Origin of the sequence: Flavobacterium sp. FlaQc-52 (assembly GCF_044007495.1) — a bacterium.
Classification (GTDB): Bacteria; Bacteroidota; Bacteroidia; order Flavobacteriales; family Flavobacteriaceae; genus Flavobacterium; species Flavobacterium cupriresistens.
On record NZ_JBIPCV010000005.1, the window covers coordinates 132234 to 145902 of the forward strand.

General features: G+C 34.9%; 6 protein-coding genes. 3 read left to right on the top strand and 3 right to left on the bottom strand.

The features are described from left to right. The first annotated feature begins 21 nt into the window (after positions 1-21). The 3 genes from ACHRV5_RS11010 to ACHRV5_RS11020 all read left to right on the top strand — a co-directional run bounded on the left by ACHRV5_RS11010 (position 22) and on the right by ACHRV5_RS11020 (position 4965). Entirely contained in the window at positions 22-3669 is a 3648-nt protein-coding gene (locus tag ACHRV5_RS11010) for a DUF6443 domain-containing protein (protein ID WP_395426773.1), read from the top strand. Continuing rightward, positions 3670-4395, top strand: a complete 726-nt coding sequence (locus tag ACHRV5_RS11015) for a hypothetical protein (protein ID WP_395426774.1) — start codon at positions 3670-3672, stop codon at positions 4393-4395. A 126-nt stretch (positions 4396-4521) separates the two neighbouring features. Next, positions 4522-4965 carry a hypothetical protein gene (locus ACHRV5_RS11020; protein ID WP_395426775.1) on the top strand — a complete coding sequence of 148 codons (444 nt, stop codon included), beginning with the start codon at positions 4522-4524 and terminating at the stop codon, positions 4963-4965. Between the two features lie 550 nt (positions 4966-5515). On the opposite strand, the gene ACHRV5_RS11025 is transcribed toward ACHRV5_RS11020, so the two are convergent. Genes ACHRV5_RS11025 through ACHRV5_RS11035 form a run of 3 tightly spaced genes read right to left on the bottom strand, consistent with a single transcriptional unit; the run spans position 5516 to position 13667 of the window. After that, positions 5516-6106: a hypothetical protein gene (locus ACHRV5_RS11025; RefSeq protein ID WP_395426776.1), complete on the bottom strand. Its 591-nt coding sequence runs from the start codon at positions 6104-6106 to the stop codon at positions 5516-5518. Between the two features lie 13 nt (positions 6107-6119). Beyond that, a complete protein-coding gene (locus tag ACHRV5_RS11030) occupies positions 6120-10382 on the bottom strand; it encodes a DUF6443 domain-containing protein (RefSeq protein WP_395426777.1) in 4263 nt (1420 codons plus the stop codon). A gap of 12 nt (positions 10383-10394) precedes the next feature. Then, complete coding sequence (locus tag ACHRV5_RS11035) at positions 10395-13667, bottom strand: RHS repeat domain-containing protein (protein WP_395426778.1); 3273 nt, start codon at positions 13665-13667, stop codon at positions 10395-10397. Positions 13668-13669 lie beyond the last annotated feature (2 nt).

Below are 13669 nucleotides of genomic sequence, written 5' to 3' on the forward strand. Positions count from 1 at the left end.
TAATTGATATAGATGATACAAATGAGAAAAATATTATATATTTTATTGTTATTGCCTTTACACGTAATAAGTCAGACAACAACGCAAAATTTTGTAAAAAATGCTACATATAAAGATCCGGTTACTACAACCGATGAAACTAAAGCTAATATAATTGTTACTTATTTTGATGGACTTGGCAGAGCTATACAGCAAGTAAATGGAAAAGCATCAGGGACAGGAAAAGACATTGTAAGACATATTGAATATGATGGCTATGGCAGGCAATCCATGGAATATCTTCCCTATGCTTCAGGAAACAACAATCTATTATTTGATACATCAGCAGAAGCAAACACGTTAAGTTTTTATAATACGGCTGCTTTTGAAAACACCCCCAACCCATATAACCAGACTTTTTTTGAAGTATCGCCCTTGAATAGAGCGAAAAAACAAGCTGCACCGGGAAACATTTGGATAGGAAATACTGATGATGACAATGACCACACCATAAAATATGCTTATTTAACAGGAGTGGCTGCAAAACTTACTGCGAATGCTCAATGGAGTCCAACTACAAAACAATATGAACCAACATTTGTAAATAATGGAAGTTATACTGAAGGAGAATTATATAAAACAATAACACAGGATGAAAATAAAACAGGTACTATAAATCTGGAGAACACAACAAGTAATTTTAATACTATTGAAGAATACACCAACAAGGAAGGACAAGTTGTATTAAAAAAGACATACAACACTTATGTTAACAAGCAGTTTGGAACATCAAGTTATGCAGCTATTACGACCAATTATGTATATGATCAATTTGGAAACCTTAGTTATGTACTGCCACCATCTTCATTTGGCATTTATGATGCCAATAATTGTTATAGTTACAAATATGATGGTAAGAATAGGCTTACTGAGAAAAAACTCCCGGGAAAAAAATGGGAATATATTATTTATGATGGTTCTGACAGGGTAATAGCTAGTGGCCCCGTTTATTCTCCTTTTGGTACTGGTGAAGAAGGTTGGATATATAATATATATGATGTTTATGGTAGGTTATGTATATCAGGCTGGTACCCAATGGCAAATATAACATCTACAAGTCGTAAAGTATTACAGGATAACAATATAAGTACTATGTCAGTTACACGATATAACAAAACAGGTTCTTCGACTATTGATACGATTTCCACAGATTATATTTTACCAACTGGTTTTGTGTTACCGACAGGATTTAAGCTACTTAAGTTGAATTACTATGATAATTACAAATTTACCGGCTCCCCAGGTGAGCCGCCTTTTACTGATATTGAAGGGCAAGGAGTTGCTAATACTGTGACTGGATTACCGACTGGCTCCTGGAACCGAGTTCCTACAACTGCGACCGAGACCTTTAATGAAATTACTTATTTCATATATGATGCTAAAGGAAGGGTAATAAAAAACCGTCTTACCAACTATTTAGGAGGATATACACAAACCACTAATAAGCTTGATTTTGATGGGACACCAATTTATACAATTACCAGTCATAGAAAAACGGCTTTGGAGAGTATCGTTTCCACAAGAGAAGAGTTTACTTATACTCAACAAGACAGATTACTGAGCCATACACACAAAATAGGAAGCGGTACAGCACAGCTTATGACCCATAATAGCTATAACGAGTTAGGACAACTTACAAGAAAAAATGTTGGAGGGACTGATGCTACAGGAATAGCTGCATTACAAAAAATTGATTATAGTTACAATATAAGGGGATGGTTAACAGGTATTAATAATGTTCGAGATCTTGCACTGCCAAATGACCCACAAGATCTTTTTGCTCTTAGTATAAATTATACTGATTCGCCGAGCCAGTCTATTAACGGGGAAGTACAGGCCCTATATAATGGTAATATCGCAGAAATTTCATGGCGTACACCTAGCGATAACATTCGGAGATCTTATGGTTTTACTTATGATAAGCTCAGTCAGCTTACAGCTTCCTGGTATCAGATTCCTCAAGCTAGTGTACCTGTACGGAACTCATATAATGAGAAAATTTATTATGATCTTAATGGTAATATTAAAAATCTTGAACGCAATGGTGAGAGTGATACATCGACTTCGGTAATAGAGATTGACGATCTTGTTTATAGTTATGATACAGTAATAACAGACAGGTTAATGAAAGTTACTGACACTTCTAATCACTCTAAAGGTTTCAAAGATAGCCCTGATAACGCAGTAAGTGACTATAGCTATGACACCTATGGGAATCTAAAAACTGATAGAAATAAGGGGATTACTTCTATAATTTATAACCATTTAAACCTACCCATAGAAATAATATTCAATAATAGCGCAACATTAAAAATTAAATATACTTATAATACTAGTGGGACTAAAGTAAAGAAAGAAGTAACAAACGGGGCTACAATAACCACTACCGATTATTTGACTGGTTTTCAGTATACCGATGGAGTATTAGATTTTTATCAAACTGCAGAAGGTTATGTTAAAGTGACTTGGGGAGATATGGCTCCCTCAGGAGGTATTCATACCTATGTGTTTAACTACAAGGACCATTTAGGTAATAATAGGTTAAGTTATGTTAAAGATCCCTCAGATGGCGTTCTGAAAATAATGGAAGAAAACCATTATTATCCTTTAGGATTAAAGCATAATGGTTATAGTGCAGGACAGAATATAATGAGGGAATTTCAAGTGGCACCTTTTGTAGTCCTTACGCCTGTTATAAACTCTGTCGATGCAACTTATAAATACAAATACAATAATAAAGAACTACAAGACGAAAGTATTGGTGGGGTACAGCTGAATTTGTATGATTTTGGAGCACGTAATTATGATGTTGCATTAGGAAGATGGATGAATATTGACCCTTTGGCAGAAATGTCACGTAAGTTTTCTCCGTATGTTTATGCATTAAATAACCCTGTATATTTTATTGATCCAGATGGTATGGCTGCAGCTCCATCTTCTTCTGGGGGCACATCACCAGAAAATTTCACTTCAAAAGATATTAGTTTCAATGTTAATGTTGGTAATGGCATAATGAGAGAGATCAATAGTGTAGGAGCATCGGCTTCATTTTCTAATGGTACACTTGGATTAACTAATAGTGGAGAAGAAAAAGTACATAATGATGCTAAATTTTATTTGAACCAACAAGATTATACACCTGATCAGAAAATTACGGAGGTCGAGAAAAAAAATTCATATGCATGGAATATGAGGCAAAGTGTATTACCTCTTTACTTGTTATATAATGATGCTGGAAATCCTGATATTGAGTATGAATATACAATTCCTGGAGCACATGCCGATTATGGCCATGATGGTAAACATAAGGTCAGAGTATCTCAAGATTCTTTTCAAACTAATTTCACATTGTTTATTGACTTAATCCATGAAGGAATGCATGCGTGGGATAACCATCACGGTTTATACGATGTATGGGGAGGATGGTGGAGTAAAGCCAATTTAGGAGATTATGGTGTAGTAAGATCTACGACAGAAGTGAGAGCTTATCAAATTGAGAGGTGGTTTGGAGGCCCCATCCGTAATGACTATTTATTTAAACAATATATGAGTGTAGCAGATAAGCATTTTAGTAATTATCAGATTAAAAGTTTTCCAGTCTTTTTTGAAAATATAAGAAATAAAAAATAAATGAGAAATATATCTTTAATATTGTTTTTAACAATAATGTCTTGTTCGACGGATAAAAAGGTCGTAACACTCCGAATAGAAAATGAACAAATCTATTTCGTAGATAGTACCAATACAGTAATGAATTATAATTATAATAGCAGCGAGTCGAGGTCAAAATCGGAAAACATTATTACTTATGTTATATCCAATGAAACAGACAAGAAATTACTTTTTATTATTGACAAAAAGATATATCCCTCTGTTGAAAAGGAATTAACAATTTCTGGTAGCACTTATTTCGTAATCAAGGACAAAGTTGGTGAAATTAAAAAATATAATATGCCTTTAGTAAGTTTTGATAGAGAAGTCAATTCTAACAAAATTTACTCAGACAGTATTAAGAACAATTATTATAACAAAATAGGTGTTGAAAATAAAAATATTGATTATGTAGCAAATTTATTTGAGAATTCAATCATAATCGGTCCAGGAGAGAGGAAGACTTTTAAGGCAATAGTTAATTTTCCAATCATTAGTGAAATTAATTCTAAACAAGGAATTAATCCTTTGTATTATAGAGGATTAAAGGATGCTGAAAATTTTCAAATTTATTATAGTTGCAATGCTAAATCACTCATGTCATGTCTTCCTAAATATGTAAGGAATGAACTTAATGATAATGAGGTTGAAATTTTTGAAGGGATCATTGAATCAAATGAAGTTCCTTTAAAACTTGTTAAGTAATTAACTTTGGGGCTTGAAATTAAAGGAGAGAAAGCCCTACTTTCTCCTATCACAGTTACTGAACTCTTAGATTTTCAGAATAAAACTATTTCAGATTATAACAATGGGAATTTTAAAGACTAAGATATGAAAAACTATTTTTTTTTGCTATTTGTTTTCTTTTTGACTAATATGTGTGTTGCACAATCAATATTATTTAGTCCGAAGGGTGAGATGGATAAACCGCTTCCTACGATAGAGTTAGTTATTACCCCCAATAATAGAAATGTGGTAAATAAAACAGAAAAGAGAGGTAAAGTGCGTGTATATGTAATGTCTGTATCCTATGATAATTTTATATCTATACTTAAAATAGTAGATTTAAATAATACGCAAGTTAGCTTTGATGAAAAAACTAATTATTCATATGGTTCATATGAAATTAGATATGAAAAAGGTAACAAGCAACTTAGCTACATAATTATAACACGTGAAAAAAGTTCAATTTTTTTTAAGAAATTACTTTCTTTTACTAAGCCCAATGATTACTTGTACCAAGAATTTTCGGAGTTAATTAGACGATTATATTAATTTTAATAATATCTAATCTCTTGCTCGTGCGAGCGTCACGTTAGTGCGAATAATTACTGTTGCTCCAACTTCTTCTGGGGGCTATCAAGAACATTTTTTAAAGATAATACCTATTTAACTACTTTGGTTGGTCATGAATTTATGCATGTTTTTGATCATCATTTTAATCCATTTTTTTTTTTAGCTTCGATTCTGCTTGATAAAATATTTGAGATGGTGATGCATTTGAGTTAGTTTTAATAAAATCATCCCATTGTTAATTCCATTTTCCTTGGTCATGTAACATTCTAAGTGTTTTTTTGCACTCTTTTGGATTGTTTAATCATCAATAATCTTAATCTCATTAATTGTAAACTGTATTATAAATACAATTATGCCAATATAGCTGTAAGGCGGAATATTATTTAAAACAATTTTATTCGATTTAATCCTAAATATAAAAAACTAAACAACCTTCTAGTTGCTTAGTTTTTACTACGATATTAATCCTTGATAATCTGTAAATGTGAGATGGAATAATTAACCACCAACGCATTTGATACATTACCTACTACGAGAGGAGTAAAACGTCTTTTTTATAAACTTTCCAAGTTCCATTCTCCTTTATTAAGAAGACAATAAATGTAGTTCCATATTTTCCCACTGATTTTGATAATAATAACACAGCTTTATTCCTATATATTTTAAAGTTCTCTATATCTATTCTTCCAGCATACTTCATGGTTTTATCTTGCTCATTCTCATTAAAGAAAAAGTAATATTTACCTATACTTTTCGGAAAACTAGAATCTAAAGTAACTATTGAATATTCTTTTTTATCTATAACATCCTTAAAGATTACACTTAAGTCTTTATTCTTTGCAAAATAAGAATTTGTAAATTCCTCTAGTTCTTCTATATAATTTGTTCTTTGAAATAGTTTTACTGATAATTTAGGATACGAAATAGAGTCGCTTGGAGTAGTTATGAATGCTCCTCTACTATAGGCAACTGTATCAACTATCGTTAAAAAATTATCTTCAATAAACTTTTGTCCAGGATTAACTTGAACGTTTTGTTTTTCAACAATAATTTCTTTTTTGCATGAAATAACTAATAACGAGCAACAAAAAGTCGTTAAGTAAATGTATTTTGTTATCATAATTTGTTTTTTTTTAGAAAAGTGGTGGTAATTTGTATTCTGCATCTTTGAAACTCCATTTGTATTTTTTAACTAGACCTTTGTTTTCAGTGAAAAAATTCCCAAGGTCAAGATCGATTAATCCACCATTGATTACATGTCCTCCAAATGTGGCCCTTTCCCAACCCCAACCCATTTCATCTGTTTCTCCGAGGGGATCTAATCTATGAGCTTTTCTTCCGGCATGAACAAATTCATGCAGTATAGTAACTGCAACAAAAAATGAAAACACTTGTAATTCGTCATTCTTTTGAATAGTTTCTAACATTTCTGCATTGCTAATATCAAGAAAAATAAGTGAGCTACTTTCAGTTAAGCCTTCAGGATTATATTTATGTATTCTTTGTAAGTCTTTTATACCCATAAGTATACTGCTGTTAGAGTATTTTATTTTATCCAAAACCTCCATAGTTGAATAGCCTGACCATTCAGATAATTTCTTTAGAATTTCTGGATTTGATCTTACATACCCATTTAAATTTCTTAATATTTGCATTGTACGTGGATATTTCCGTTGATATTCAAAAGCTTCTTTAGGGTTAATTTTTTCTGTAGTAGATGTTTCTGCTGTATTATTTGAATTTTCATTCGTGTCAGTTTTTTTACTACCATTTGTATTTAATCCGTAACTTGCCATAGCATTTGAAAAAGAAATACTTTGCCCAGAACCATTGTAATATCCACCTTTTTGATAATTGTAATGCTCTCCCGCCATTCCACTAGGGTCAGACCAATAAACAGGGTTTCCATTAAACGCACTATAAGGAGATTGACTATAATGAACAATTGGGTCATGAGCTACCCACCTTACAATTGCTGGGTCATACTGACGCATGTCCATATCGTACATGTTTAGCCCTAGCTCATATTGAAGCTCTTTCCCGTTATATTTATACTTATTAGTTGATACTGCAACCAGATTATTATACCCTTTGTGCTTCAACCCAAACGGATAGTAATTATCTTCCTCAATAATTTCAAGCGCGTTTGTAACTGGGTTTTTAGCATAGCTTACTCTAATATTCCCTAGATGATCCTTGTACTGAAATATGTAGGTAAGTGCCCCGCTGGTGCTTTTTACATAACCTTCCGCTGTTGGGAAAAACTCCAGTACATTATCTTTATATTGAAAACCTCCCAGATAATTGGTCATTACAGTAGGTTTCCCTGTCTCATTTACAATTTTCTCGAGTTTTTGCCCTGCCGAATTGTAAATATACTCAATAGTACCACTTGTACCAAATGTAATTTTCTTTGGCAAATTGAGTTGGTTGTAGCTGATGGCTGTGATACTTTTGCTCTTATCAGTAATCAGATTACCATTTGCATCGTAGATATAATCGTCCCCAGTTTTATTAAAATCATTAAAGCCACTGGTATTGTTACTGTTGTCTACTACTTTAGAAAGCTGATTCGAATTGACGGGGTAGGTGTATACTAAGTTATCTGTTTGTATGGGCTGTAACTGAGGATCTGTATCTCCGTTTCGGGTCAATGTCATAATGTTTCCGTTTTTGTCGTACGACAAACTCTCATTGTAGGCATTGGTGGTTAACCCATTTTTTTCGTAGATAGCATTTTTTAAACGGTTCAGTTTATCGTACTGATATCCATAACCACGTTCGGTATTATCAGAACCTGTTTTCCATAAAGTTTCGGCTATATTACCGTTAAACAACGCATTTACTCCCGCAACAGCTGCTTCTGTGGTATTGTAATTGATCTTAAAAGCAAATAAATCTTTAGGATCTGTATTTTGCTGCAGATTAGCTGTTTTATTAATTTGGGTAAGCCAGCCTCGAATGTTATATGTAAAATCCACTTTCTGCAAAGGAGATCCAGTAGTGTTTCCTATCTTTTTACTCGTTAGCTGTCCTAAGGCATCATAGTTGTTATCGGCCAGAAGCTGAGTTGCTCCTCCGTTAATCTGATGAGTATGGGTAAGCAAACGATTCTCTGCAGAATAAGTGAAATTCTCTCTAATGGTTAATTCTGTAGTACCTGAAGTACGTTTGTGTTTGGTAATTGTATATTCCGGTTTTCCTGTATAATCAATTTTAGAATTTACGGAAGTATATCCCCCTAGATGATTCAAAAGATAAGAACGTATAGGGCGTGCTCTTTCATCATAAAAGGTCGTGTTTACTTCTGCTAGCGTAGCCAAAGCAGTCGTAGGAACTCTGGTCCAGCTTCCCGTTGGGAGTGTTTTTACATTGGCCAAAACTGTCTGACCTTCTATACTGGTAAGTATAGCTGGAGCGTTAGGATAAACATAATTATCGTAATAATTGACGGTTAATAATTTAAATATTTTTGGTTCTATAGTATTGCTGTAATTTACGGCTATTGCATCTATGGTTCCTGAGGTTTGTTTGGTCTCAAACAAAACCGTAGCAGCATTTTGAGCATCCTGTAGTGCTTTTCGGGCAGCAGAGGTACTGCTTACAGCATTCCATCCAGTATAAATTGGACGGCTCATGGCATCGTATTTGGTGATTAACCAACCAATAGTTGTATCGTCTTTAAAAGGGGATAGGGCAGGACCTGTGGCAACTGGACGATCTAATTTGTCATAAACAATAAACTCCCATTGTTTGCCAGGTAGTTTCTTTTCAACCAATCGGTTTTTGTAGTCGTATTTGTATTGATAACACAAGTCATTTAAAATAGTATTATCGATGCCGGCATCTGCTTTTGGCGGAATAACATAGGTTAGATTTCCATACAGATCGTATACATAATACGTATCATGTTTAACACCCGACTCGTAGGTTCTCTTTAAGACTACTTTGCCTTCCTTGTCCTTAAATTCTATCGTAGAACCGGCAGTTTCTATTGGAGTGGCCGTCGTGTTCTCATCGTAGGTTACATTTTTTATCAACTCGTTCGCAGTATAATTTCCAGCATTTACAAAAGTAGTTGCAAACAAGCCTGCAGCAGCATCCCAAGTGGCTGTTGCCTTATAGAGTTTTACCTCTGTAGCGGTGTTGGTCTGATACTCTATTTTAATCTCATGACTGCTGTTCATCGCCCAAGAAGTTCCCGGAGCAGCTTGCTTTAGAACCCGGCCTAAAGGCGAAGATTCGAGTAGTTTTTCTGAAAAAGGATTTGTTGTACTCTCATATTGGGACGAATTGTAAAAAGCGATCGTGGCAGCTTCTGCATCACCTGCAAAAGACATATTAACAGAATTGGCTTCATAGGGTAAATACTCCTTAACCTGTCTCCCAAAGGCATCATAAACAATAGGAGTGATAATATCTTTTCCATTTGCTGATTGTTTATTTGCTATTTGTTGCACAGGACGCCCAAGTCCGTCAAAATAGGTAACACTGGTTTGAGCCTCGCTGACTGTAGGAGATTTTATAACGGTAGAAGTACGTTCTTTATAGGTTTTGGTAATAATGTAATTTTCATTGGAAGGGGAAAGTATAGTAGAACAATTCGGACTTGTACCATCTAATAAAGGACAATTGTCGGTATTGTTTCGTACATAATTCCCTGCCGGAGTGGTACACTGGGTTACAAAAACAGCAGGATCACCTAAGCCATCACGTTCTGCATCTGCGTACCATTTGGTGTTAGGGTTTGTTGTAATGTCGGCATCGTTACAATCTGTTTTATTGGTAACATAACCATTGGGTTTTACACTGTATAAAACACTTATAGCGGGATTACCAAAGGTATCATTATCTGCATCTCTGTAAAAAGTTTGCGGGGCAATGTTGGTTATATTGCCAGTGCTATCGTTGTAATCGGAAGAATTTGAAACGTAACCAACGGGTTGTGTACATTGTACCAATGTTGGAGTGGTAGCGCCAAATCCGTCTCCATCGCCATCTTTGTACCAGATGGTAGTAGGTTTTATGGAAAAACTATTATCGTTACAATCGGTATTGTTGTTTATGTAACCAGTAGGCTTGACACAGCTTTGTATCGTAACCGTACCCGCACCAAATCCGTCTCCATCAACATCCTTGTACCATAATGTATTGGGGTGTATCAGTATTTGATTGTCATCGCAATCGTTATCATTGGAAACATAACCAGTAGGCTTAGTAGCTCTCAAAATGCTATTATTGGGATCACCAAAGCCATCTCCATCCTCATCGTAATACCAGGTATAGAGTCTGTCATCTCCGCCACCGCCCGGTGGAGCTGCCATTGGAGTTGCTATTTGAGCATGTCCTACAGCAACGAGTAGAATCAATACAAAACTAAATATATATTTTTTCATCTTTTTCTTCGTTTAGTTTTTGTACTTGTATAGATTCTCTGTCACGACATTGCCTAGATTGTCTTTAACAACATTGAGTCTGTTAAAAGCATCGTATTCGTAGGTCGTGGTAAACCCCTTAGGATCGGTAACAGTTCTTATCCCGACCAGAGATTTGTAAGTAAAAGTGGTAATCAGTGCACTAGGCAAATTGATTCTAAAAGTATCATTGTTGGCATTGTATGCTGTAAACACCTGATCATAGGAGGTTATATTCTCTACTTTGGCAATTGGTTTGGTTTTACCATAGCCCCAGATGATAGCTACTGGCATGCCACTTTCAGGAGTATACTGAAGAATATTTCCTTTGTCATCGTACTTATCAAAGGTGATTTTTTTCTCTAAAGAATTAGAAAGGGTGTTGGGGAATTTGGCGGCGTAGATAAATTTTGGAAGCAGCAGATTACCGGTGGTGACATCTTTGGCATACACTGTTTTTTGTTCAGACATCTTTGTTCCAGCTTTATAAACCTCAGTTTTTAGTTTGGTATCTATCATATTCCTAAAAATCATATCTGTTACCAAAGGTTCTGACGGTAGATCCTGAGGATAGTAAAACTTGGTTTCCAGAGTCTCTGCTAAAGAAGATTTAGTGCTTTGTGAAGTCAACTGGAGGTGATTAAGATTATTATAAACATAATCAATACGGGTCTGTATTGGGTTTAACCCCTTTAAATCATAGTTTTTAGATATCGAAGATTCTAAATAAAACCAATATGATTTTGTCTTGTATTCGACTATACTAACGTTTTCTACTATACTAGGATTTAAACAAATTTCATTGTAGTTTTTTCTAACGGAATACCCTTTTACTTCCTTAGAGTAGGAAGGATCCAGTTTATACTTATTTTCAGTTTCTGAAAGAACAACAAAAGGTTTGTTGGGTTCTTTTTTCTGGAGTACCTGTGATTTTATCTCCAAACCATTATCCCATCCGAAATTGGTAAAAGGGGCACTTTTAATATCTATGGATCCCAGAATTCTACTAGTATAATTAATTTCATGATTCACTTTTACCGGATTCCCGGCATCATCAAAATCATCTACCCAATTATCTCTGTGGACAATGTACTCTTTCGTCTCACCACCATTTTCGAAGTTGTCCCCGCCTTCACTAGTCGTAACATACTTATAATAACAATTACTACTACCGGTATCAAACAAAGACATCATACTACTGGAGCTTACCACTAGATCATATAAATCCGCATAACTGCAAAATGTAGGGCAGGGTCTTCTCTGCATAGAAAGATCCATGTAGTGGGGTTTTCTGCCGTTATTACCAGAAGAATGATTGACGTCTTCTTTACTGCCATAATAATATCGTTTGTAAAGCGGAATAGCACCTAGAGCCGTAAAATCTTTGGTAGACCTGATCCTTACGCCACCTGTTACAATATTGGTAGTAATGGTTATCGGTGCTGTGGGATAATAAGAAACAAATAGTCTTGCAGAGGTATGCATTCCGCCTTTAGAGAGGTGGAGTTCGTAAGTTTTACCGGCCTTAACATCCAGATAAGCAGTATTTGTTTGTCCAGATATAAATCTGAAACTATCATGACTAACCGGTGCGCCAAAATGAGTGTAAGTGTAGAGTCCGGGACAATTTGGACCCGATTCATTCTGACAAAATACTTGTAAAGAGGCCGTCTCTTTACCGGTATCATAAGGGTCTTCAACTCCTTCTTTTGGCGCGGGGCCATTTACGTAATTAACGTAACCTGTAAGTTCAACCCTCTGATCAATAGGAGATGTTAGTGTATAAATGTGTACTATATCATCACGATCGTCCTCTTTCCTTTCATATTTATCTGTTTTTTTTGCAGGATAAGTTGTTTTCTCCCCCCAATACGTATTACCTTCATAATCAAATTCCGTATGTCCTTTTGTTGGATAAGTAATACGCTTTAGTAATCCTATTTTAGCAAAACTTTCATTGGGTTCTTTGTCAGCGCCGTTAAAATCAAAATCATAAAACCCGCTTCCATACTGAGAGATGTTTTTGTCAACTAAATTTACATTTGATTTTCCATTGTAATATCCCCAATGATCCTGACTATTTGAAAGTCTTAGAGGAAATTGGGACTGGTCCAGATATTCAAAAGTATATTTTTTTGTGGGGTCAATAAAGGTAATGCCCTGCAGAAAAACCCTTTGGTTTGTTGTTTTTAAATAATCAAATTTTATGCTCTCAATAGTGTCATTTTCAACATTAATAAGTGTAATGTTTTCTATCTTACTATTACCATCTACTTCTTCGTTAACTCCGGCTTTAGAATAAGTGAATGTCACGTATCCATCATGGGTATTGTTGCTATATATCTTATTTATTTTTTTACCTATCACTGACATATCCAGAGAAACGATTCCGCTAAGGGTTGGAGATTTAACATAGGTTACACCCGAACAATCCAATTGTGTAAAATAGGACATTGCCAGCGTCTGAGATTCAGAGGCAACGTATTCCATCATGTACTCGTCATAGGTGAAATTAATTTCTGATCCATTAGGATGTACTATTTTACTTAAATACCATGCCGTGACAGCTCCTGTAGGTATAGAATGTCCTGCCCCTGAGGTTCTAAAGATTGTAGACTCTTTATCTGAAAAAAAGTATTGAATACCGTTGGTAGTGGTTAACAAAAAATTGTCTTTATTTTTTGGATCTCTTTCAATTTTAATTTTTTGGTTATTAACTAAAACGGGCTGTTTGTTTTTGTCATAAACAAATTTTCCTGAGTTTCCATTGAAGTTGAAAGAATATACATCACTTTCCGTATCGGCATTATCCTGACTGGCTGCTTTGTAAAACTGTAATTTTTCATCATAGGTTGCCGTTTTTAAGTTATCTGGAGCATATATACTAGTTTGTGTTTCATCATTTTTGTCCCTTACGGTACGGGTGATAACCCCTCCAAAGTTAAGATTCCATCCCAGTCCTAGATTGGAAGCCACTTCATCAATCTTTATTCCGTTCGAGCCGTAAAAAAGGGATAACGGAGATTCTAAATCTTTGGTTTTAAAACTAAGTAAAGGAATAGAAAGATTGGCAGCGCCTGTAAAAAGGCCGACCGGAACGTTTCCAAATTTTCCTAATTCCCCAGCTGTAGGAGAGGGAGGAATTATATTGGGTAAAAACGAAACGTCGTCAAACTTGCCAGACTGAGCAATGATTGGTAAAGAAACAAAAAGGAGTAACAGGAAAAGCAGGCCGCTTACCCGGTTGAGAGTTTGTAATAGAGTCATGC

Excerpts from the sequence above, each read along its gene's own strand:
- ACHRV5_RS11030 (WP_395426777.1), bottom strand. The coding sequence starts at position 10,382 with ATGAAAAAATATATATTTAGTTTTGTATTGATTCTACTCGTTGCTGTA.
- ACHRV5_RS11010 (WP_395426773.1), top strand. The coding sequence starts at position 22 with ATGAGAAAAATATTATATATTTTATTGTTATTGCCTTTACACGTAATA.
- ACHRV5_RS11035 (WP_395426778.1), bottom strand. The coding sequence starts at position 13,667 with ATGACTCTATTACAAACTCTCAACCGGGTAAGCGGCCTGCTTTTCCTG.
- ACHRV5_RS11025 (WP_395426776.1), bottom strand. The coding sequence starts at position 6,106 with ATGATAACAAAATACATTTACTTAACGACTTTTTGTTGCTCGTTATTA.
- ACHRV5_RS11015 (WP_395426774.1), top strand. The coding sequence starts at position 3,670 with ATGAGAAATATATCTTTAATATTGTTTTTAACAATAATGTCTTGTTCG.
- ACHRV5_RS11020 (WP_395426775.1), top strand. The coding sequence starts at position 4,522 with ATGAAAAACTATTTTTTTTTGCTATTTGTTTTCTTTTTGACTAATATG.